The 22,456-nt window shown below is 69.4% G+C and carries 18 protein-coding genes; 11 read left to right on the top strand and 7 right to left on the bottom strand.

All coding sequences use genetic code 11. The features are described from left to right. Positions 1–34 precede the first annotated feature (34 nt). The 4 genes from AC6LJ5_RS15485 to AC6LJ5_RS15470 all read right to left on the bottom strand — a co-directional run bounded on the left by AC6LJ5_RS15485 (position 35) and on the right by AC6LJ5_RS15470 (position 4,231). The gene (locus AC6LJ5_RS15485) at positions 35–1,264 is read right to left on the bottom strand and encodes an HlyD family secretion protein (protein ID WP_498140933.1); all 1,230 of its coding nucleotides are present in this window, start codon (positions 1,262–1,264) and stop codon (positions 35–37) included. Between the two features lie 20 nt (positions 1,265–1,284). Further along, on the bottom strand, positions 1,285–2,715 hold the full coding sequence (locus AC6LJ5_RS15480) for an efflux transporter outer membrane subunit (RefSeq protein ID WP_498140932.1): 1,431 nt from the start codon (positions 2,713–2,715) through the stop codon (positions 1,285–1,287). 95 nt (positions 2,716–2,810) lie between these two features. Beyond that, positions 2,811–3,251, bottom strand: a complete 441-nt coding sequence (locus AC6LJ5_RS15475) for a MarR family winged helix-turn-helix transcriptional regulator (protein WP_392410931.1) — start codon at positions 3,249–3,251, stop codon at positions 2,811–2,813. A gap of 101 nt (positions 3,252–3,352) precedes the next feature. Then, entirely contained in the window at positions 3,353–4,231 is an 879-nt protein-coding gene (locus tag AC6LJ5_RS15470) for a DMT family transporter (RefSeq protein ID WP_392410902.1), read from the bottom strand. Between the two features lie 84 nt (positions 4,232–4,315). Here AC6LJ5_RS15470 and AC6LJ5_RS15465 point away from each other — a divergent pair, with 84 nt between their 5' ends. From AC6LJ5_RS15465 to AC6LJ5_RS15420, 10 genes are all read left to right on the top strand, one after another. Beyond that, complete coding sequence (locus AC6LJ5_RS15465; RefSeq protein ID WP_392410901.1) at positions 4,316–5,260, top strand: DMT family transporter; 945 nt, start codon at positions 4,316–4,318, stop codon at positions 5,258–5,260. A gap of 62 nt (positions 5,261–5,322) precedes the next feature. Beyond that, positions 5,323–6,312, top strand: a complete 990-nt coding sequence (locus tag AC6LJ5_RS15460) for a quinone oxidoreductase family protein (protein ID WP_392410900.1) — start codon at positions 5,323–5,325, stop codon at positions 6,310–6,312. A 187-nt stretch (positions 6,313–6,499) separates the two neighbouring features. Then, on the top strand, positions 6,500–7,999 hold the full coding sequence (gene styD, locus AC6LJ5_RS15455; RefSeq protein ID WP_498140931.1) for a phenylacetaldehyde dehydrogenase StyD: 1,500 nt from the start codon (positions 6,500–6,502) through the stop codon (positions 7,997–7,999). An 85-nt stretch (positions 8,000–8,084) separates the two neighbouring features. Next, positions 8,085–8,966 (top strand): transporter, encoded by an 882-nt coding sequence (locus AC6LJ5_RS15450; protein ID WP_498140930.1) that lies wholly within the window; start codon positions 8,085–8,087, stop codon positions 8,964–8,966. A 27-nt stretch (positions 8,967–8,993) separates the two neighbouring features. Beyond that, positions 8,994–10,190 carry an amine dehydrogenase large subunit gene (locus AC6LJ5_RS15445; RefSeq protein WP_392410897.1) on the top strand — a complete coding sequence of 399 codons (1,197 nt, stop codon included), beginning with the start codon at positions 8,994–8,996 and terminating at the stop codon, positions 10,188–10,190. Next, positions 10,187–10,741 carry a MauE/DoxX family redox-associated membrane protein gene (locus tag AC6LJ5_RS15440; protein WP_498140929.1) on the top strand — a complete coding sequence of 185 codons (555 nt, stop codon included), beginning with the start codon at positions 10,187–10,189 and terminating at the stop codon, positions 10,739–10,741. The genes AC6LJ5_RS15445 and AC6LJ5_RS15440 overlap by 4 nt, the downstream gene beginning before the upstream one ends. Before the next feature lie 12 nt (positions 10,742–10,753). Further along, positions 10,754–11,395 carry a methylamine dehydrogenase accessory protein MauD gene (gene mauD, locus AC6LJ5_RS15435; protein WP_103275384.1) on the top strand — a complete coding sequence of 214 codons (642 nt, stop codon included), beginning with the start codon at positions 10,754–10,756 and terminating at the stop codon, positions 11,393–11,395. Beyond that, entirely contained in the window at positions 11,379–11,897 is a 519-nt protein-coding gene (locus AC6LJ5_RS15430) for a methylamine dehydrogenase light chain (protein WP_103275383.1), read from the top strand. Before mauD ends, AC6LJ5_RS15430 begins: the two co-directional genes overlap by 17 nt. Then, positions 11,894–12,415 (top strand): c-type cytochrome, encoded by a 522-nt coding sequence (locus tag AC6LJ5_RS15425; protein WP_498140928.1) that lies wholly within the window; start codon positions 11,894–11,896, stop codon positions 12,413–12,415. The genes AC6LJ5_RS15430 and AC6LJ5_RS15425 overlap by 4 nt, the downstream gene beginning before the upstream one ends. 134 nt (positions 12,416–12,549) lie before the next feature. Next, on the top strand, positions 12,550–13,521 hold the full coding sequence (locus AC6LJ5_RS15420) for an AraC-like ligand-binding domain-containing protein (RefSeq protein WP_498140927.1): 972 nt from the start codon (positions 12,550–12,552) through the stop codon (positions 13,519–13,521). Between the two features lie 62 nt (positions 13,522–13,583). On the opposite strand, the gene AC6LJ5_RS15415 is transcribed toward AC6LJ5_RS15420, so the two are convergent. Continuing rightward, entirely contained in the window at positions 13,584–14,258 is a 675-nt protein-coding gene (locus AC6LJ5_RS15415) for an epoxyqueuosine reductase QueH (RefSeq protein ID WP_103276576.1), read from the bottom strand. 101 nt (positions 14,259–14,359) lie between these two features. Next, positions 14,360–17,128 (bottom strand): bifunctional [glutamate--ammonia ligase]-adenylyl-L-tyrosine phosphorylase/[glutamate--ammonia-ligase] adenylyltransferase, encoded by a 2,769-nt coding sequence (gene glnE / locus AC6LJ5_RS15410; RefSeq protein WP_498140926.1) that lies wholly within the window; start codon positions 17,126–17,128, stop codon positions 14,360–14,362. A gap of 102 nt (positions 17,129–17,230) precedes the next feature. Here glnE and AC6LJ5_RS15405 point away from each other — a divergent pair, with 102 nt between their 5' ends. After that, positions 17,231–20,872, top strand: coding sequence for a YhdP family protein (locus tag AC6LJ5_RS15405; protein WP_498140925.1), 3,642 nt, complete (start codon positions 17,231–17,233; stop codon positions 20,870–20,872). Between the two features lie 23 nt (positions 20,873–20,895). Here AC6LJ5_RS15405 and AC6LJ5_RS15400 read toward each other — a convergent pair whose 3' ends face one another. Next, on the bottom strand, positions 20,896–22,443 hold the full coding sequence (locus AC6LJ5_RS15400; RefSeq protein ID WP_498140924.1) for a fumarate hydratase: 1,548 nt from the start codon (positions 22,441–22,443) through the stop codon (positions 20,896–20,898). Positions 22,444–22,456 lie beyond the last annotated feature (13 nt).

Below are 22,456 nucleotides of genomic sequence, written 5' to 3'. Positions count from 1 at the left end.
CCTCGGGCTGGGCGGGAGTGCTCATGGCGTTTCCTCAGCGGGCCGGGCCGGCGGACGCCGCCGACGCCACGGCGTCGCTGGTGTCCAGGTTGTCACGGATGATCTTGACGACCATGGCGTCGATCTCGCCGTGCGCCGGCTCAAATGCGCGGGTGGACCAGGCCGGTTCCTTGCGTTCGGCCTGCGTCAGCGGTTCGCCGTCCTGCTTGCCCACATCGACTTCCACTTCCATCGACAGGCCCACGCGCAGCGGGTGCTTCTTCAGGTCCTCGGGATCGAGCGTGATGCGCACGGGCACGCGCTGCACCACCTTGATCCAGTTGCCCGTGGCGTTCTGTGCGGGCAGCAGCGCGAAGGCGCTGCCGGTGCCGGCATCCAGGCCGGCGATCGTGCCGTGGTAGGTCACCGAGGTGCCGTACAGGTCGGCATTCATCTTGACGGGCTGGCCGATGCGCATCTTGCGCAGCTGGCCTTCCTTGAAGTTGGCTTCCACCCACACCTGATCCAGCGGCACCACGGTCATCAGTGCGGCGCCCGGGGCGACACGCTGGCCGACCTGGGCGCTGCGGCGCGCCACCACGCCACCGACCGGCGCGGGCAGCACGGTGCGCGATTGCGCCAGCCAGGCATTGCGCAGGCCGGCGACGGCCTGCTGCACGTCCGGGTGCCCAGCCACGTCGGTGCCCCGGGTCAGCGCCTGGTTGGTGGCGAGCTTGGCGCGCGCGGCGGCCAGCGCGGCCTTGGCCTGGGCCAGGCCGGATTGCGCGGACTTCAGCGCGGCTTCGGCATGCAGGATTTCCTCGCCGCTGACGCCGCCGGACTTGGCCAGCTGCTGGCGGCGGCTGACGTCGCTCTGGGCACGGGCTAGCTCGGCCTGGGCGCGCACGATGTCGGCGCTGCGCAGGTCGACGTCGGCGGCCAGCGCATCGTTCTGCACGTAATAGGTGCGGACCTGGCGCACGGTCTGGGCCAGCTTGGCCTGGGCCTGTTGCAGCGCCACGTCGGTGTCGGCGGAATCGAGACGCACCAGCGACTGGCCGGCGCTCACGGTTTCGGTGTCGTCGGCCTCGATGGCGACGATGGTGCCGGGCACCTGCGGCGTGATCTGCACCAGATTGCCGTGCACGTAGGCGTCGTCGGTGTTTTCGAAATGGGCGCCGAACAGGGCCCACCAGATGCCGTAGGCGATGGCGATGAGCACGAAAGCGCCGGTCGCGAGCAGCAGCAGGCGTTTGCGGGCGGGATTGGTAGCGGGAGCGTTCATGACGTCTGAATCCGGGTCGGTCAGTGAGTGGTGGCGCCGGCGGGCGCGGGCTGGGCGTCAGGGGCGGCGGGCGTGTATCCGCCGCCCAATGCGTAGGCCAGGTCGGCGTCCAACTGGTAGGCGCGGATGCGCAGGTCGGTGTCGAGGCGGGCCTGGGTCAGCACGCCCGTCTGCGCGATCAGCACCGACAGGTAATTGCCCATGCCGGCCTTGTAGCGCTTGACGGCCAGGTCGTAGGCCGCGTCGATGGCGACGCGCGCCTGGCGCTGCTCGCCCCGTTCCTGCTCCAGCAGGCGCAGGCCGTCGAGCGCATCGGCCACCTGGCGCACGGCGTCCAGCACGGACTGGTTGTAGTCCGAGATCGCCAGGTCCGCGTCGGCGCGGCGGCCGGCCAGGTTGGCGTTGAGCGCGCCGCCGTGGAAGATGGGCAGCGAGATCGCCGGGCCGATGCCAGCCATGCGCGAGGCCGCGTCCAGCAGGTTGCCGGTGCCCATGGCCTGGAAGCCGGCGAAGGCGGTCAGGTTGATGTTCGGATAGAACTCGGCCTTGGCGGTGTCGATGGCGTGACGCGCGGCTTCGGCGCGCCAACGCGCGGCCACGACGTCGGGACGGCGGCCCAGCAGATCCAGCGGCACGCTGGCGGGCACGCCGCCGGCCGGCGCGACCAGCGTCGCCTCGGTCAGCGACTGGCCGCGCTGCGGGCCGGCGCCGGCCAGCGCCGCGACCTGGTTGCGCAGCTGCGCCAGCGTGGTCTCGACCTGCGTCAGTTCGACCTTGCCCGCGGCCAGCGACGATTCCGCCTGCTTGACCTCGACCTGCGTGTCCAGGCCGGCCGAATAGCGGCCGCGCGTCAGTTCGAGCACGTCGGCGCGTTGCGCCAGCACGCGCTTGAGCACGCTGCGCTGGGCGAAGCCGTTCTGCAGATTCAGATAGGCGCGCACGACGGCGCTGGCCAGCAGGTTGCGCGCGGCCTGCGCGTCGGCCGCCGAGGCCGCCTGCTGCGAGACCGCCGACTTCAGGCGCGAGCGGTTCTTGCCCCAGAGGTCCAGTTCATAGCTGAAATCCAGCGCCAGCCGGTTGTCGCTGACCACCGAGCCGCCCAGCGGGGCAGGGTAGATGTACTGTTTGGACAGGTGCTCGCGGTTCAGCGTGTAGTTGGCGTCCACCCGTGGCAGCAGCGACGAACGCGCCGTGCTGACGGCGGCATTGGCCTGGGCCAGGCGGGCCTGGGCGGAACTCATCGACGGGTTGTTGGCCAGCGCTTCATCCACGAGGGCGTCGAGCTGGCTGTCGCCGTAGCGCTGCCACCAGTGGTCGGCGGGCCAAAGCGCATTCTGGCCGGTCAATCCCAGCTTGGTCGCGTCCAGCGCCGGCACGGGTTCGGGGCCGGGTTCCATCAGCGCGCAGCCGCTCAGGGCGAGCGCTAAAGCGGTAGTGAGAAGGCGTTTCATCCTGACGGTTTGCTGAAAGTAATTGATTAATCTGTATTTGCCTAGGCAGATATTATGCCAAAGAAAACCCGCCTGGGCGGGGATGCGCGTGTACGTCAGCGCTCGGGCGCGCTGCCACAGGCCGAGCCGTTGGCCAGCATGCGCATCATGAAGTGCTTGAGCTGCTGCACCTCGTCGGCGCTGAAGCCGCGCAGATGATGATTCAGCACGCGGGCGATGTTGTTCGGAATTTCGCGCGCCTTGGTTTCACCCAGCTCGGTGAGTTCGAGCTTGACCACGCGGCGGTCGGTCTGGCTGCGATTGCGCCGCAGCAGGCCCTTGGCTTCCAGGCGATCCAGCGTGCGCGTCATGGCGCCGGTGTCCGTGCCGGTCAGTCGCGCCAGCTCGGCCGGCGTGTCGGCGCGGCCGCGATACAACATGGCGACGGGGCGCCACTGCATGGCGGTCAGGTCCAACGGCGCCATTTCCTGATCCAGCATGCGGTTCAACGAGGAAGAGACCAGCTTGATCAGATAGCCGGCGTTGTCTTCCGTCATGCAACTGTCGTTGCCGCGGTAGTGGACGACGGCGTCGGTGTTGGGTGTTTCGGCATTCATGGAGCCGAATTTTACTGCCTAGTCAGTTATTGTCAAGGCTGTTACTGTGCGGTAGGTTCCGAGGCCGCGGCCGCCTTGCGCAGGCCGGACCAGACGATGGCCGCCACGATCAAGGCGGCGCCGGCCAGCATGCGCGGCGTAGGCTGCTGGCTGAACAGCGCCCACGCGAAGGCGATGGCGTAGACCGGCTCCAGCGCGATGACCAGCCCGGCGCTGCGGGCGTTGAGCCGGGTCAGGCTGGACACGAACAGGTAGTGCGACAGGCCGGTGCAGAATACGCCCAGCAGCGCCAGCCAGAGCCAGTCCACCGCGGCGACCGAGGGCAGTTGCGCCGCCGCGAAAGGCAGCATGACCAGGGCCACCACCAGGTTCTGCCAGCAGGCGACCTGCATCGGATCCATGCCGGAGGCGGAACGGCGGTTGCTCAGGGCCAGCAGGGCGAAGGTCAGGCCGGACAGCAGGCCCCAGGCCAGGCCGACCGTACCCTGGTCGGCCAGGTCGAAGGACGGCGTCACCAGCACCAGGCCGGCGGTGACCAGGCCCAGCAGCAGCCATTCGGCCAGCCGCACGCGCTCGCGGAAGATCAGGCCCTCGAACAGGGTGATGAAGGCGGGAAAGCTGGCGAAGCCCAGCGTGGCGATGGCGATGCCGCCGACCTTGACCGAGACGAAGAAGGTCACCCAGTGGGCGGCCAGCAAGGCGCCGGAGATCACCAGCACGAACAGCTGCGCCGGCGTCAGCGCGCCGAGCAGCGGGCGGCGGCGCATGCGGGCGAACAGGCCCAGCGCGGCGACGGCGAAGACGGCGCGGCCCATGGTGATGACCACGGCGCCGGCCTGGATCAGTTCGCCGAAGACGCCGGTCAGGCCGAACAGCACGGCGGCGATGTGGATGTAGGTCAGGGCGCGTTGTCGGGTCATGCTGCGAGGGAAGGGGCGTTGCGGAAAATACAAATGCACAGGCAAGGCGCACGGACGGGCGCGCGCTGAAACTAAAATCATCGCATGAATCGCCTTGTCCGTTTCTTGCCCCTGACCCATCCGTCCAGCCGCGCGGCGGGATATTGCCTGGCGACGCTGGGCGCCGTGCTGTTCTCGGCCAAGGCGATCGTCGTCAAGTTCACCTATCGCTACGGCATCGACGCGGTCACGCTGATCGCGTTCCGCATGCTGTTCGCCATGCCCTTCTTTGCCGCCGTGGCCTGGCACCAGTCGCGCCGCGCCGCCCGTGGCGAGATCCCCGCCCTGAGCGCCCGGGAGCGCCTGCAGGTCTGCGTGCTGGGCCTGATCGGCTATTACCTGTCCAGCTTCCTGGATTTTCTCGGGCTGCGCTACGTCAGCGCCAGCCTGGAGCGCCTGATCCTGTTCCTGTCGCCGTCGCTGGTGGTGCTGATGTCGGCATTTTGGCTCAAGCGGCCGGTGGCGCGCCGCCAGTGGCTGGCCATGGCCTTGTCCTATGCCGGCGTGGTGCTGGTGTTCGCCCACGATCTGAGCTTTGGCGGGGGCGGCGAGGTGCTGTTAGGGTCTTTGTTCGTTTTCGCTTCGGCGACAAGCTATTCTGTGTACCTCATCTGTTCCGGGGAGCTGATCAAGCGGGTCGGCGCGACGCGGCTGGTGGCCTATGCCATGCTGGTGTCCTGCGTGGCCTGCATTGCGCAGTTCTTCGCGGTGCATCCCGCTACGATGCTGCTCCAGCCCGCCGGGGTCTACGGCTACTCGCTGATCCATGCGACGCTCAATACCGTGGTGCCGGTGTTCATGCTGATGTGGGCGGTGGCGCGCATCGGCGCCCCGACCGCCTCGCTGCTGGGCATGGTCGGCCCGGTGTCGGTGCTGTTCCTGGCGGCCTGGTTCCTGGACGAGCCGATCACCGCGTGGCAGATGGCGGGCACCGCCCTGGTGCTGGCCGGCGTGCTGGTGCTGACGGCCGGCGCCAGGCCGGCGCGCTGAATACCGATTTCGTTTTATCCGCGTTATTCCCTCACGCATCACTCGCATGAAAGGAGGCCAGCATGGCCAGCAATCTCGTCAAGGCAATTCGTATCGAGCAGCATGGCGGTCCCGAAGTCCTCAAGCTCGCCGAGGTGGAAGTGCCGCCGCCGGCGGCCAATGAAGTCACCATTCGTCAGCACGCCGCCGGCCTGAACTTCATCGATATCTATTTCCGCACGGGCTTGTATCCGCATCCGCTGCCGCACGGCCTGGGCTTCGAGGCCGCCGGCGAAGTCACCGCCGTCGGCGCCGACGTCAAGCACCTGAAGAAAGGCGACCGCGTCGCCTATGGCCAGAGCCCGATCGGCGCCTACGCGCAGGCGCGCAACGTGCCGGCCAATCAGGTCGTCAAGGTGCCCAAGGGCATCGGTTTCGACGAGGCCGCCGCGCTGATGCTCAAGGGCCTGACGGTGCAGTACCTGTTCCGCCAGACCTACCGCCTGCAGGGCGGCGAGACCATCCTGTTCCATGCCGCCGCCGGCGGCGTGGGCCTGATTGCCTGCCAATGGGCCAAGGCGCTGGGCGTGAAGCTGATCGGCACGGTCTCCAGCCCCGAGAAGGCCGAGCTGGCGCGCGCCAACGGCGCCTGGGAAACCATCGATTACTCGCGCGAGAGCGTGGCCGAGCGCGTGCTTGAGCTGACCGGCGGCAAGAAGGTGCCGGTGGTGTACGACGGCGTGGGCAAGGACACCTGGGAAACCTCGCTGGACTGCATCGAGCCGCGCGGCCTGATGGTCAGCTTCGGCAACGCCTCCGGCCCCGTGTCGGGCGTGAACCTGGCGGTGCTGAACCAGAAGGGCAGCCTGTACGTCACGCGTCCGTCGCTGGGCGTGCACGTGAACACGCTGGAAAAGCTGCAGGCCGCGTCCGACGAGCTGTTCGGCCTGGTGCTGAAGAAGAAGATCAAGGTCCGCATCGACCAGCGCTACGGCCTGGAGCAGGCGGGCGAGGCGCAGACCGCGCTGGCGGCGCGCAAGACCACCGGCGCGACGGTGCTGATGCTGGACTGATCCGTCCCGGCGCGCGGCGCTCCCAGGCGAGCGCCTTGCCGTGATCCGGCCCGGGCGTTGTCGCGGCGTCCGGGCCGTTTGCTTTTGCGCCTCGTGCGCAGAATGACAAATCGCCATGCACGCGCCGACAAGTGTCCGCCGGACGCCGGCGCTATCCTGGCCTCCACCTATCCGTTGGAGCGCCCGCATGTCGTCCACCCTCACTCCGTCCGCCGCCGAACGTCCCGAACTGGGCGCCATCCGGGAGCACATGCTCATCGATGGCCAACCCGTGCGGTCGGGGCAGGGCGAGCCCATCGCGGTGCATGATCCGGCCACCGGACAGGTCATCGCGCGCGTGCCGGATGCCGGCGCCGCCGAGATCGACCAGGCGGTGCGCTCGGCGCGGCGCGCGTTCGAATCCGGCCCCTGGCGCGACATGCTGCCGGCCGGGCGCGAGCGCCTGCTGCTGGCGCTGGCCGATCTGGTCGAGCGCCACGGCGCCGAGTTGGCGCGCCTGGAGACGCTGAACAACGGCAAGCTGCTGGGCGTGGCCCAGGGGCTGGAGGTCGGCTCGGGCGCGCAATGGCTGCGCTACATGGCCGGCTGGGCCACCAAGATCACGGGCGAGACGCTGTCGCTGTCGATCCCCTTCCCGCCGGGAACCCAGTACAGCGCCTATACGTTGCCGCAGGCGGTGGGCGTGGTCGGCGCCATCATTCCCTGGAATTTCCCGCTGCTGATGGCGATCTGGAAGATCGCGCCGGCGCTGGCGGCCGGCTGCACCGTGGTGCTCAAGCCCGCCGAGGAAACGCCGCTGACCGCGTTGCGACTGGGCGAGCTGGTGCTGGAAGCCGGCTTTCCGCCCGGCGTGGTCAACGTGGTCACCGGCCGTGGCGAAACCGCCGGCGCCGCGCTGGTCGCGCATCCGGGCGTGGACAAGATCGCCTTCACCGGCTCCACCGAGGTCGGCAAGCTGATCGGCCGCGCCGCCGTCGACGACATGAAGCGCGTGTCGCTGGAGCTGGGCGGCAAGTCGCCGGTGATCGTGCTGGACGACTGCGATGTCGATCGCGCGGTGCAGGGCGCGGCGGCCGCGATCTTCTTCAACCAGGGCCAGGTCTGCACCGCCGGCTCGCGCCTGTACGTGCAGCGCGGCCTGTACCAGAAGGTGGCGCAGGGGCTGGCCGACGTGGCCGCCGGCATGAAGCTGGGCTCCGGCTTCGACGCCGATACGCAGGTCGGTCCGCTGGTGTCGGCGCGGCACCAGCAGCGCGTGCTGGATTACATCGGCCTGGGCCGCGCCGAGGGCGGCCGCGTCATGGCGGGCGGCGAGGCCGGCGCGGGCGCAGGCTATTTCGTGCGCCCCACGGTGTTCGCCGACGTCCGGCCCGATGCCCGCATCGTGCGCGAGGAAATCTTCGGCCCGGTGGTGGTGGCGCAGCCCTTCGACACGCTGGACGACGCGGTGCGCCTGGCCAACGACAGCGTCTTCGGCCTGGGCGCCAGCATCTGGAGCAACGATCTGTCGCGCGTGCAGCGCCTGATCCCGCGCATCGCGGCGGGCACGGTCTGGGTCAACACGCACAACATGCTGGATCCGAACATGCCGTTCGGCGGTTTCAAGCAGTCGGGCATTGGCCGTGAACACGGCCGCGCCGTGATGGACATGTACCTGGAGAAGAAGTCGGTTTGCATCGCTTACTAGGCTAGAACGCCAAAAACGGCGCGCGCGCGGATCAGACCGGGACATAACGGCGGCCGCGCCGGCGTCGACAACCAAGGGGAAGTGCATGGCAGGCAGGATCGGTTTCCGGTCTCGCGCAGGGGCGGCGTTCGCGCTGGCTTGCGTCGGGGCCTTGCAGGCGGCGTGGGCGGGAGACCCCAGCGCGCGCGATTGGATACCCGCGCCGGTGGGGACGAACATCATCGCCGGCTACATGGCCGGGTTGCGTTCGTCCGGCGTCTACACGGCGGGCAAGCGCGCGGATGGCGTGTCGGTGGACGTGGACATGCTGATCTACCGCCAGATGCACTACCGCGATTTCTACGGCAAGACCGTGCAGCTGGAATTCATCGTGCCGATGAGCCGGACCACGCAGGAAGCGCCCGGCGCGCCGCGCGACCGCAAATCCGGCATTGGCGACGTGACGCTGGGTTCGGCTTTCTGGCTCTACAACAACGAACAGAACAAGACCTGGTTCGCCTGGGAGCCCTTCATCACGGTGCCGGTGGGCCGCTACGACGGCTCGCGTCCTGACGTGTCGCCGGGCAAGAACCGCTGGTCGACGGTGCAGGATTTCTCTTTCGTGCAGGGCGTGGGCGAATCCACCTTCCTGGAGGCGATCGCCGAGGTCGAGATCTATGGCCGCAACACCGATTGGTTCGGCCAGACCCTGAAGAAGGATCCGTCGCTGCGTCTGTTCGCGCTGGCCTCGACCAACCTGACCGAGAACACCTACACCGGCGTGCGCTACCGCTACGAGACCGGCGGGCGCGAGCGTTCCGGCGGCCAGACGGTGACCAGCCGCGCGCGCAACCACCAGCTGGCGCTGGAGCTGACGCACCAGATCAATCCGTCGAACCAGATTCAGCTGCAATACATCCACGACCTCAAGGTCGAGAACGGGCCGCGCATGCGCGGCGTGCAGATGCGCTATGTCTACGCATTCTAGGAACAGGATCATGAAAGGAGACAGACAATGAGTGCGCTACGTGCAAGAACACGCGCCGCGCGGGTGGGAGGCTGGGCGCTGTGCGCCGCGCTGGCCGCCGCCGCCGGCGCGTCCCGGGCGGATCTGCCCGTGGAGGAATTGAAAGGCGGCACCCGCCTGCCGCCGGCCACGCCGCATCGCCTTTACGTCATGGACGCGGCCTTCAACCACCTGGTGGACAGCCGCGTCAATCTTTACGACGGCGACAGCCTGAAGTTCCTGGGCCTGGTGCCCACGTCCTTCAACGGCCACATGACGGTGTCGAACGACGGCAAGGACATCTATGTGATGACGTCTTATTACGAACGCCTGAACCGCGGCAAGCGCATCGACGTGGTCGAGGCCTGGGACGCCGAGGCGCTGACGCCGAAGTACGAGGTGGCCATTCCCGAGAAGCGCGCCCAGGCCCTGAACTACCGCAACTACCTGCGCCAGAGCACCGACGGCGGCCTGCTGTTCGTGCAGAACGCCACGCCGGCCACCTCGGTGACGGTGGTGGACCTGAAGACGCGCAAGTTCACCGATGAGGTCACGGCCACGGCCGGCTGCTGGAGCATCATCGTGCCGCCGTCGCGGCCGCGCGGCTTCGCCAGCATCTGCGGCGACGGCGCGCTGCTGACCGTGGACCTGGACGACAGCGGCAAGCCGTCAGGCCAGCAGCGCAGCAAGCCGCTGTTCGACGTGGAGAAGGATCCGATCTTCACGCACACCGAGAACGTCGGCGACACCTTCTACTTCGTGTCCTACCAGGGCAATGTGTACAGCGCCGACATCGGCGCCAAGGACGTGACCCTGGGCGAGTCCTGGTCGCTGCTGGACAAGTCCGGCAAGGACCGCGGCTGGCGTCCGGGCGGCTACAACCTGCTGGCGGTGAACCGGGCCAACAAGCGCCTGTACGTGGGCATGCACCCGAACGGCGCCGAGGGCACGCACAAGACGCCGGCCGCCGAGATCTGGGTCTACGACCTGACCACGCGCAAGCGCGTGGCGCGCATCCCGGGCCAGGGCGCGCTGTCCATGTCGGTGTCGCAGGACGACAAGCCCCGGCTCTTCACCATCGACGGCGGCAACGTCAATGTCTACGACGCCGCGCCGGTCGCGCCGGTGCTCAAGGGCGCCATCAAGGGCGCGGGCGAGACGGCGCTGCAGGTCGAGCCGCAGCCCTGGGCGGGAGCCGCGAAATGACCGATCCCGTGCTCTTCTATTCGGCCAGCGCGGCGCTGGCCTGCGTGCTGCTGCTGGGCGCGCTGGACAAGTTCCGCGACCTGCCCGGCTTCGCCGCCGCCGTGTCGGCCTACGAGATCCTGCCGGCCGGCATCGGCGCGCCGTTCGCGCTGCTGTTCGCCCTGGCCGAAGTGGCGGCGGGCGCGCTGCTGCTGACGCCCGCGTGGCAGCCGGCGGGCGCGGGCCTGGCGCTGCTGGTGCTGGCCACGGCCACGGCCGGGCTGGCGTTCAATCTGGCGCGCGGCCGCCGAGACATGGACTGCGGCTGCTCCGGTCCGATGTCGCGCCGGCCCGGCGCGCGCGGCACAGGACTGTCCTGGTGGCTGGTGGCGCGCAACGCGGCGCTGGCGGCCTGGACCGCGCCGGTGCTGGCGGCCGGCGCCGCCGGCCTGTCGCGCGGCCTGCTGTGGACGGACGCCGCGTCGGTGTTCGGCCTGGCCGCCAGCGCCGTCGCCCTGTACTTCACGGCCAACCACCTGTTGGCTTCGCATCTCAAGCTGCAAGCAATCTGAAGGGAGCGTCACATGGATGCCTTGATCATTTCCAATTTCCTGCTGTGGGGCGTGCTGCTGTGCCTGGTGCTCGTCATCCTGGCCCTGTCGCGCCAGATCGGCGTGCTGTATGAACGCGTCGCGCCGATGGGCGCGCTGACCATGGACCGCGGTCCGGCCGTGGGCGAGGCCGCGCCGCGCTTCGACATCAACGACCTGCTGGGCCGTCCGGTCGCGGTGGGCGGCGGCGGCGGGCAGAGCCAGCTGCTGTTCTTCCTGTCGCCGTCGTGCCCGGTTTGCAAGAAGCTGCTGCCCATCCTGAAGTCGGTGGCCGGGACCGAGCATGCGTGGTTGCGCATCGTGCTGGCCAGCGACGGCGAGATGCCGGAGCACCTGGCGTTCTACCGCCAGGCGGGGCTGGAGCGCTTTCCGTATCTGCTGTCCACCGAGCTGGGCATGAAGTTCCAGATCAGCAAGCTGCCCTATGCGGTGTTGATCGACGAGTCGGGCACGATCCGCGCCAAGGGCCTGGTCAATTCCCGCGAACAGCTGGAAAGCCTTTTCACCGCCAAGGAACTGGGCGTGGCGTCGGTGCAGGAATTCCTGGCCACCGGCGCGACCCTGGACGAGACCCGCATTTCGCGCAAGGAGAACCGCAATGCACTGGCTGGATAAGCTTGGGGAGCGCGCCGCGCGCTCCGTCGCCCACGCCACCTCGCGGCGCAGCGTGCTCAACCGCATCGGCCGCCTGTTCGTCGGCGCCGCCTTCATCATGCCGGTGCTGCCGGTGGCGCGCGCGGCGCCAGCCGCCGCCGCCAAGAAGCCGCAGACCGACGAGACCGCCTGCGACTACTGGCGCTACTGCGCGGTGGACGGCTTCCTGTGCTCCTGCTGCGGCGGCAGCATGACGTCCTGCCCGCCGGGCACCTCGCCATCGGCTGTGTCCTGGGTCGGCACCTGCCACAATCCGCTGGACGGCAAGGACTACCTGATCAGCTACAACGACTGCTGCGGCAAGACCGCCTGCGGCAAGTGCATGTGCGCGGCGGCCGAGCGCGAGCGGCCGGGCTATCAGATGTTCCTGCACAACGACGTGAACTGGTGCATGTCGAACGAGTCGTCCATCTTCCACTGCACCACGTCGGTGATCGTGGGCCTGGCCAAGCCCAAACCATGAACGGGACCAGGCGTTTCGTCGGGGGGCCGCGCCGGCACGCGGCGGTCCTGGCGCTCGCCTTGCTGGCGCCGCTGGCGGCCTGGTCGCAGGACCGGGCCGCCAGCGGCGAGGCCACGCTGCGCGCGGCGGCGCGCGCGGACTACGTGCTGCAATGCGCCGGCTGCCATCGGGTGGACGGGCGCGGCAGCACGCGCCACGGCATACCGGACTTCCGCGATTCGGTCGGCCACTTCACGCGCTTGCCGGCCGGGCGCGAATACCTGATCCGCGTGCCCGGCGCGGCGCAGTCGCAGTTGAGCGACGCGGACCTGGCTGCGGTGCTGAACTGGGTGCTGGCTTCGTTCAGCGCGGCGCAGCTGCCGGCGGACTTCCAGCCCTACACGCAGGCCGAGGTCGCCGCCGCGCGGCCGCGTCGCTACGACGACGTGGTGCCGGTGCGGCACGCGCTGGGGCGGGAACTGGCGGAGCGCGGATTCCAGCTGTCCGAGTATTCCTATGGCAGCCATCGGCAGCCCTGAGCGCACGCGGTTCGGGATCGGGCGGCAGCGGGACTCTTTCCATCGCCGGCAGACCATAGGGGTTGTCACCGATACTCGGGGGCGATCTCGGGTGCTAGAAAGAGTTCAAAAGAGACCGTGAAGCCGGAGCCGTCATGTCCCAAACCCTGTTGCGCAGCGCGCCCAAGCAATTCCTGGATTGCGCCAGCTGGAAGGAGAGCATCAGCAGCGCCTTCGTGCCGCTGGACGTGTCCGCGCTGCACCCTGGGCGTTTTCGCAGCAGCGTGGCCGATGACGAATTGGCGTGGCTGCGCGTGAGCGAGTTGCATACCAGCGCGCAGCGCGTCAGCCGCAGCCGGCTGCAGGCCAACCAGTCCGAGAGCGCCGGCTACAAGGTCACGCTGCAGCTGTCTGGCCGCAGCGAGATCCGGCAGGCGTCGCGGCGCGCGCTGCTGGCGCCGGGCGAGTGGGGCGTGTACGACACCACGCGGCCCTACGAGGTCGACGTGGACGACAATGCGCATTTCCTGGTGATGCAGGTGCCGGGCAGGCAGGTCCAGGCCTGGGAGCCTTATATGCAGAACGCGGTGGCGCGGGTATTCAGCGCGCGCCAGGGTTGCGGGCGCATGGCGATGGACCTGCTGCGCGTGGCGCTGGGCGAGCATGCCCATCTGTCCGAGAGCGCGGCGCGCGACGCGGCCAATGCCGTGATGCAGATGATGGGGCTGGACATCAGCGAGCGCGCTGGCGGCCGTGCCGACCAGGAGCAGGCCGGGCTGCGCCAGGCGCAACTGCGCCGCGTGCAGCAGTACATCCTGGAGAACCTGCACGATCCCGAGCTGTCGCCGGCCATGGCCGCGGCCGCGTTGCGGGTGTCGCGGCGCTATCTGTACAACCTGTTCGCCCAGGCCTCGACCACCCCGGCGGATTTCATCCTCAGCGCGCGCCTGGAGCGCTGCCGCGAAATGCTGTGCGACGCCGCCCAGGCCGCGCGCCAGATCGGCGATATCGCTTTCCGCTACGGCTTTTCCGACGCGGCGCGCTTCAGCCACGCGTTCCGCCGCCGCTACGGCGTGTCGCCTTCCGAGTACCGGCGCCGCGCCGTCGAAAACGCGACGGGGCGCTGAACGCGCCCCGTGGTGTTGTCCGCCGACAGCCCGTTCCGGGCCGTTCCTGGCGTTGACCCGTCCTAGAGGTTTTCCTCTTTGAGCAGGTCTTCCTTGCCGTAGAACTTTACGCCGATATGGATGCGCTCGCGGCCCTGCGAGCGGCGATGGCGGTTGGTGTCGCGCAGCGAATAGACGCAGCCGCAGTACTCCTGCTGGTAGAAGTTCTCGCGCTTGCTGATCTCGATCATGCGCTGCGAGCCACCGCCCTTGCGCCAGTTGTAGGTCCAGTAGACCAGGTCGTCGTAGCGGGCGGCGGCGCGTTCGCCGCAGCCGTTGATCTGGTTCATGTCCTTCCAGCGCGAGATGCCCAGCGAGCTGGTGATGGTGTCGAAGCCGTGCTCGTGCGCGTACAGCGCGGTGCGCTCGAAGCGCATGTCGAAGCAGACCGTGCAGCGCTCGCCGCGCTCGGGGGAGTCTTCCAGGCCCTTGACGCGGTCGAACCAGTTGTCCATGTCGTAGTCGGCGTCGATGAACTCGATGCCGTGCTGCTCGGCGTAGCGGATGTTCTCCTGCTTGCGGATCTCGTACTCTTTGACCGGATGGATGTTCGGGTTGTAGAAGTAGATCGCGTAGTCGATGCCGGAGGCCGTCATGGCTTCCATGACCTCGCCGGAACAGGGCGCGCAGCAGGAGTGCATCAGCACCTTGCTGCGGCCGGCGGGGAGATCGAGTTTGGGGCGCACGAGTTCGGACATGGCGGACAAGACAGGGAAAGACGGCCGGTGCGGCCGGAAAAACCCTTATTTTACGACGAGTTGGCGCAAGGCGGGCCGCCGACCCGCCCGCCCCGGACGGCTCAGCCCAGCACCGTGGTCCAGAGTTCGCGCACGGCGGCCCGCTCGGCCTGCAACTGGTCGGGCGCGACGCGGGCCTTTTCCACGCCCTGCAGCCGCATCTGGTGCTGCACCCGGCGCAGCGTGCGGTAGGCGTCGCCGGCTTGCAGGGCCAGGTCGGTCGGGATCAGGCCGGCTTCGCCCGCCAGCCGCAGCAGGGCGATATTGCCCAGGTTGCGCACCAGCACCGGGTGGCTGCCCGAATGGCACAGCACCAGATATTGGGTGACGAATTCCACGTCCACCATGCCGCCCGCGTCGTGCTTCAGGTCGAAATTGGGCGTGGCGTTGGGATGGCCCGCATTGATCTTGCCGCGCATTTCCAGCACTTCCTGGCGCAACGCCGCCGGATCGCGCGGCTGCACCAGGATGTCGGCGCGAATGCGCTCGAAGCGCTCGCCGACCGCCGCGTCGCCGGCGGCATGGCGGGCGCGGGTCAGGGCCTGGTGCTCCCAGGACCAGGCGTGCTTGCGCTGGTATTGCTCGAAGGCTTCGACCGACACCGCCAGCAGGCCGGCGTCGCCGTCCGGCCGCAGCCGCAGGTCGATTTCGTACAGCCGGCCCGACGAGGTCATGGTGGACAGCCAGGAGGTCATGCGCCGGCCCAGCTTGGCGTAGACCTCGGCGGCGTCGTCGCGCGGGTCGTCGAACAGGAACACCAGGTCCAGGTCCGAGGCGTAGCCCAGTTCCTTGCCGCCCAGCTTGCCGTAGGCGATCACGGCGAAGCGCGGCTCGGCGCCCGGCTGCCGGTTCACCAGCGGCCAGGCGCGGCGGATGGTTTCGGCCAGCAGCAGGTCGGCCAGGGCGGACAGCTGGTCCGCCAGCTTTTCAACGGTGAGCTCGCCTTCCAGATCCTGCGCCAGCAGCTGGAAGCTGGCCTGGCGCTGCACGTCGCGCATCAGGTTCATCTGGCGTTCGATGTCGGGATCGCCGTCGGGCAGGCGGCAGGCGTCCAGGTCGGCGGCGAGCTGGCGCGCGATCTGGCCGAAGTCCAGCGGCTCGAACAGCGTGCGCCAGTCGATCAGGCTGTCGAGCAGCAGCGGGTGCTGGGTCAGGTACTGCGCGGCCCAGGGGCTGGCGGCCACCATGCGCGCCACGCGCGCCAGCGTGTCGGGATATTCGGCCAGCAGGGCCAGGTAGGCGCTGCGCTGGGCGATGGTCTCGATCAGGTCGAACAGCCGCACCGCCGCCTGCAGCGGCGCGGGCGTCTGCCGCGCGGCGCGCAGGGCGGCCGGCAACAGCGCTTCGACGCGGCGGCGGCTGGCGTCGGGCAGGCTGCGCACGCGGTGGCTGCCCATCAGGGTGTCGGCGCGCCGCAGCAGGTCGTCGGCCTCGTCGCCGAAGGCCTGACGGATCTGTCCGGCCAGCTCGCACTGTTCGTCGGGTTCTTCCTTGTCGGCCGCATCGGCGGCCGGCGCGGGCTCCTCGGCGTCGCCCATGCCGACCAGGCGGAACACGTTGCGGAAAGTCCGCGAGACGAAGGCGCGGTGCGCGGCCAGCGTGTCCTCGAATTCGCCGGCCTGCATGCCCAGCGCCGCCGCCAGCGCGGCGCGCAGGGCGGGGTCGCCGGGCAGCAGGTGGGTCTGCTCGTCTTCGCGGTACTGCAGCGCGTGCTCGGTGCGGCGCAGGAAGCGGTAGGCGGCCTCCAGCCGCTGCGCGTCGGCTTCGGGCAGCAGGCCGGCGGCGCTTTCGGCGTGCAGCGCTTCGAGCAGGCCGCGGCGCTGCAGGGCCGGCATGCGTCCGCCTCGGATCAGCTGGGCCAGCTGGACCACGAATTCGATCTCGCGGATGCCGCCGTCGCCCAGCTTGATGTTGTTGGCGCTGTCGATGCCGTTGCGCGCGCTGGCGCGGCGCTGCCAGTCCTGGCGGATGCGCTCGCGCAGCGCGCGCAGCGCGGCCAGCGCGTCGAAGTCGAAATACTTGCGGTACACGAAGGGCACGCGCAGGCTTTCCAGCTGCCGCGCCTGCAGGGCGCTGTCGCTGCCCTCGAAGGCGCGGGCGGGCATGAGCCGGGCCTTGAGCCAGGCATAGCGCTCCCATTCGCGGCCCTGGCCGATCAGGTAGTGTTCCAGCGCGTCCAGGCTCCAGGCCAGCGGGCCGGCGTCGCCGTCCGGGCGCAGCCGCAGGTCGGTGCGGAAGACCTGGCCGTTGGCGTCCACCTCGGACAGCACCGGCATCATGCGGCGCGTCAGGCGGCCATAGAACTCATGGTGGCTGATGCGGCGCGGCCCGTCGGTCTCGCCTTCCTCGCCATAGAGCATGATGAGGTCGATATCGGACGACACGTTCAGCTCGCAGCCGCCCAGCTTGCCCATGCCCACGATCAGCATTTCCTGGGGCAGGCCGGTGGCCGGGTCGCGCGGCACGCCGTGCACGGCGGCCAGTTCGGACGCTACGCTGCGGTAGGTTTCGGCCACCGCCAGATCGGCCAGCGCCGTCATGGCGCCCACCACTTCCTCCAGCGGCGCCTGGCCGCCCAGGTCGCGCGCGATCAGCGTGCAGAAAACGCGTTCGCGCAGCTTGCGCAGCACCATGCGGCAGGCGTCGACCGGCAGCGGCGCGGCGTCGTCCATGCCCGCCAGTTCATCGCGCCATTCGGCCAGCCGGGCCGGCGTGACGGGCGCCTGGCGGGCCGTTTCCAGCCAGGCCGCCAGGTCCGGCAGGGCCTCAAGGCGGCGGCGCAGGTGGCCGGACCAGGCCAGGACGGGGGCGAGGGTGGGCGATGGTGTCATGATGAAATAGGCGCAGACTAAAGGACGCGTTTCAGGTATAAGTGGGGACGATACCGCAAGACCCTTACTCCTGCCCACTGATCCGTGTCTGTTCCGAAAAAAGTGCTCCGCGGCCTGTACTGGGGCGCGCTGGCCGTTTATGGCGTCGCCGCCATCGGGTTGCTGGGCCTGCGCTATTGGGTCCTGCCCCGCGTCGACCAATGGCGGCCTCAGATAGAAGCCTACGCCAGCCAGGCGTTGGGCGCACAGGTTTCGATCGGCGCGATCCAGGCCAATTGGCAGGGGCTCAATCCCAGGCTGGATCTGGCTTCGGTCCAGGTCCATGACGGCGCGGCCGATGCCGTGCTGACCCTGCCCAAGGTATCCGCGGTGCTGGCCTGGCGCAGCATCCTGACCCTGTCGCCTCGGCTGTTGCAATTGCGGCTCGACCAACCCGAACTGAACCTGCGCCGCGACGCGCAGAACCGCCTCTGGGTCGCCGGCATGGCGATCGACCTGAACGACCAGGGCGGCCCCGCGCCCGGGCTGGAGCATCCCGCGCTGCGCTGGCTGACCTCGCAGCGTGAATTGCTGATCCATGGCGCCGTCATCCGCTGGCAGGACGAGTTGCGCCAGGCGCCGGAACTGACGCTGCGCGACGTGGAATTCCTGGCGCGCAACGGCCGGCTGTCGCACCGATTCGCGCTGCGCGCCTCGGCCGGCGAGGCGCTGGCGCGGCAGCTGGACCTGCGGGCCGAGTTCAATCGCGGCCTGTTCTCGGGCGACGCGGGCAACCCCGCCAACTGGAGCGGACAGATCTATCTGCAGGCCGACGATCTGGAGCCGCTGGCCTGGTCTGCCTGGCTGCCGGCGCCGCCCGTGGCCGGCCGCCTGAGCGGCCGCGCCTGGCTGCAGCTGGACCACGGCAAGTTCACCGAGCTGACCTCCGACCTGGCCGTGCGCGGCCTGTCCTGGGCGGCGCGTCCCGAAGGGCCGGCGCTGCGCGGCGAGTACGCGCAGTTCCGCGTGCAGGGGCTGCCGGGTGATTTCATCCAGACCGACAGCCTGGCCCTGGCCCGCAGCCCGGGCGCGCCCAACGCCTCGCTCAAGGGCCGCGCCGAACGGTTCCAGTTCACGCTGCCCGACGTCTTCGAGCAGCCGACCGTCAAGGTGGGCGAGCTGGACGTGGACGCGCAGGTCAAGGGCCCGGATGCGCGCGACTGGTTCGTCGACATCGCCGAGCTGCGGGTCCGCAACGAGGACCTGGACGTGCGCCTGCAAGGCCAATGGCGCGCCGAGGGCAAGACCGCCGCCGGCAGCGCCGACCTGCGCGGCGTGATGATCCGTGGCGCCATGCCGGCCATCCACCGCTACCTGCCGCTCACGGTCAATCCCGACGCGCGCGAATGGCTGGCCACCGGCTTGCCGGCGGGCGAAATGCGCTCGGCGGCGATCACGCTGAAAGGCGACCTGGACGATTTCCCTTACGGCGCGCCGGGCGCGCAGGGAGAATTCGTCATCGCGGGCGAGTACGCCGGCGCGACCGTGGACTATGCCCCCGCGCGGCCGCAGCGCAAGGCCTGGCCCATGCTCGAGAACCTGTCCGGCAACTTCCGCATCGACAAGGTCAGCCTGACGCTGGACACGGCGGGCGGCGCGCTCATGCATCCGGCGCCGGGTCAGACGCTGTCGCTGGGCGCGATCAGCGCCGTCATTCCGAACATGGAACTCAATTCCGTGTTGCAGGTGACCGGCAACAGCTCCGGGCCCGTGCCCGCCTATCTGGCGCTGGTGGCCAACTCGCCGCTGGGCAAACTGCTCGACGGCGCGCTGGACGAGGCCCAGGGCACGGGCGACTGGCGCATGCCGATCAAGCTGACGGTGCCGCTGCTCAATACCGACGACACGCAGGTGGACGGCCATATCCAGTTCGCCGACAACAGCTTCTCCTTCATGCCGGAAGTGCCGCTGCTGACGCAGATGCACGGCGACCTGGAGTTTTCCGAGAAGGGCGTGCAGACCCGCGAGGTCCGCGCCCAGTTCCTGGGCGGACCCGTGAAGATCTCCGGACGGCTGGCGCAAAGCGGTGACGCGCTGAACTTCGAGGGCACGCTGGCTGGCGCCGGCCTGACGCAGATCAGCAATGCCGCGTCGATGTCGCGCTTCTCGGGCAAGGCCGCATACAAGGGCAAGCTCAGCTACCAGAAGGGCGGCGCGGTCGAGATCTCGGGCGAGTCCGATCTGGCGGGGATGGCGATCGACATGCCGGCGCCGGTTGGCAAGTCCGCGCAGTCCTCGCAGCTGTTGAAGCTGCAATGGGGCTCCGCGCAGGACCAGGGCAGCCGTGGCCGGCGCTGGCTGACGGCCAGCCTGGGCACGACGGTCAACGCGCTGTTCGAGCGCGATCCCGCCAGCAGGTCGGCGTCGTATTTCGCGCGCGGCGCGGTCGGCATCAATCGCCCGGCCAGCCTGCCGACCGAAGCGGCGCTGAGCCTGAGCGCCAGCCTGCCGGAACTGGACATGGACGGCTGGGAAAAGGTCGGCGACGGCTTTTCCGTCCAGCCCGGCAAGGGCAAGCCGGCGCCCAAGCCGATCCTGCCGCCGCCCGGCCGCGTCAGCCTGGCCACGGGCGTGTTGCGCACCAGCGGCTACACGCTCAATGACCTGACCCTGTACGCCACCCGCCCGGATCCGGCGCAGTGGCGCGTGGACATCCAGTCGCGCCAGGCGGCCGGTTCGCTGGAATGGCGCGAGGCATCCGGCGCCATCGCCGGCCAGATCACCGCGCGCCTGAAGCACCTGGCGCTGGGCGGCGAGGACGACGGCAACAAGGCCGACGAGGCCCTGTCCTCGAACAGCGATCTGTCCGACATTCCCGCCATCGATTTGCAAGCCAAGCAGTTCCTGCTCTACGGGAAAAACCTGGGCGAATTGCAGGTGCTGGGCACCAACCTGGAGCGCGGCCGCCGCTGGCGGCTGGACAAGCTGTCCATCGCCAATGACGCCGCCAAGCTCGACGCCAAGGGCGACTGGACGCTGGACGGAGCCAGCCGCGGCCTGACCGTGGACGCGGCGATCAAGTTCGCCAACCTGGGCGGTTTCATGGACCGGATCGGCTTCGAGAAGATGGTGTCCGGCGGCGACGGCACGATGCAGGGCCGCATGACCTGGCGCAACCTGCCCTGGACCCACAATATCGCCGACATCGATGGCGAGGTCGAGGTCAGTGTCGACAAGGGCCGCTTCATGCACGTGAACTCGCGCACGGCGCGGCTGCTGGAACTGCTGTCGCTGCAATCGCTGCAGCGCCTGGCCAAGCTGGAAGCCAACCCCACCAGCCTGCTGCGCGACGGCTTTCCGTTCGACACCATCCGAGGCCACATGAAGCTGTCCGACGGCGTGTTGCGCACTGATGGCTACAAGGTTAACGGACCCGTGGCGGCCATCGTGCTGGCCGGCGACGTGAACGTGGTGCAGGAGCGCTGGAACCTCAAGGCCGTGGTGATTCCGAACCTGGACGCCAGCGGCGCGGCGGTGGTGACGGCGCTGGCAGTCAATCCGCTGATCGGCCTGGGCGCTTTCGTGACGCAGTGGCTGCTCAAGCATCCGCTGGCGAGCGCGATGACCATGGAGTACGCCGTCACCGGCACCTGGGACGATCCCAAGATCGACCCGCTGGATGGTTCGGGCAAGCCCGTGCCCAAGCAGACGCCGCGTCCGGCGGACGCGCCGGTGCGTCGCCTGGAAGAGTTCATCGAGCATTGAGGCGGCGCGGGCCGCGCCGCCGCTCAGGCGCCGCGGATCGCGATGCCGCCGATGGCTCCTGCCGGCGTGCGTCGCCAGCGCGCGGGGCCGTCCTCGTGCACGTTGCCGCCCTGCGCGTCCACCGCCACGGTGACGGGCATGTCGACCACGTCGAACTCGTAGATGGCTTCCATGCCCAGGTCTTCGAACGCCACCACGCGCGCGCCTCGGATGGCCTGCGACACCAGATAGGCGGCGCCGCCGACGGCGATCAGGTAGGTGGCGCGATGGCGCCGGATCGCCGCGACCGCCTCGGGTCCGCGCTCGGCCTTGCCCACCATCGCCAGCAGGCCGCCTCGCGCCAGCATCATCTCCGTGTAGCCGTCCATGCGCGTGGACGTGGTGGGTCCGGCCGGGCCGACGGCTTCGCCGCGCACCGGGTCCACCGGGCCGACGTAATAGATGACCCGGCCCGCGAAATCGGCGGGCATGGGCTCGCCGCGCGCCAGCAGATCCTGGATGCGCCGGTGCGCGGCGTCGCGGCCGGTGAGCATGCGGCCGTTGAGCAGCAGCGTGTCGCCGGCGCGCCATTGCGCGATGTCGTCGCGCGTCAGCGTGTCCAGGTCGACGCGCCGTCCTTCCGTCGTGGCCGCCGGCGCGAGGTCCGGCCAGGCGGCGGGCGGCGGCGCGTCGAAGCGGGCGGGACCGTGGCCGTCCAGGGTGAAACGCGCATGGCGGTTTGCGGCGCAGTTCGGAATCAGCGCGACCGGCTTGGCGGCGGCGTGCGTGGGATAGGTCCTGAGCTTGACGTCCAGCACCGTGCTGAGCCCGCCCAGGCCCTGCGCGCCGATGCCCAGCGCGTTGACACGCTCATGCAGCTCGACGCGCAGGGCCTGTTCCGGCGTCAGCACGCGACCGGCCCGCAGCGCCGCGCGCAGCGACAGCATATCCAGCGGTTCCATCAGGCTTTCCTTGGCCAGCTGCATGGCCTTCTCGGCGGTGCCGCCCACGCCGATGCCCAGGATGCCGGGCGGACACCAGCCGGCGCCCAGCTCGGGCACCGTGCGCAGCACCCAGTCGACCACGCTGTCGCCCGGGTTCAGCATGGCCAGCCGGGCCTTGTTCTCGGAGCCGCCGCCCTTGGCCGCCACCGTGACCGTCAAGGTGTCGCCAGGCACGACGCGGGCATGGATGACCGCCGGCGTGTTGTCGCGCGTGTTGGGGCGGCCGAACAGCGGATCGGACACCAGCGACGCGCGCAGCGGGTTGTCGGGATGGCGGTAGGCCAGGCGCACGCCTTCGTTGACGGCATCCTCCAGGCCATCGTCGAAGCCGCTCCAGCGCGCGTCCATGCCGACTTCAAGCAGCACGTTGACGATGCCGGTGTCCTGGCAGATGGGGCGCCGGTCCGTCGCGGCCATGCGCGAGTTGAGCAGGATCTGCGTCATCGCATTGCGCGCGGCCGGGCTGGCCTCGCGCGCATGGGCCTCGGCCAGGTGCGCGAGGAAGTCGGCGGGATGGGTATGGCTGATGTGCTGCAGGGCGCCGGCGACGGAGTCGACCAGGTCCTGGCGGCGGATGGGGAGGGCCATGGCGGGACGTGGT

The organism is Achromobacter sp. 1011791174 (genome assembly GCF_059760925.1).
The sequence above is the reverse complement of the archived record's forward strand: the minus strand, read 5'-3'. Positions and strand labels throughout refer to the sequence as shown.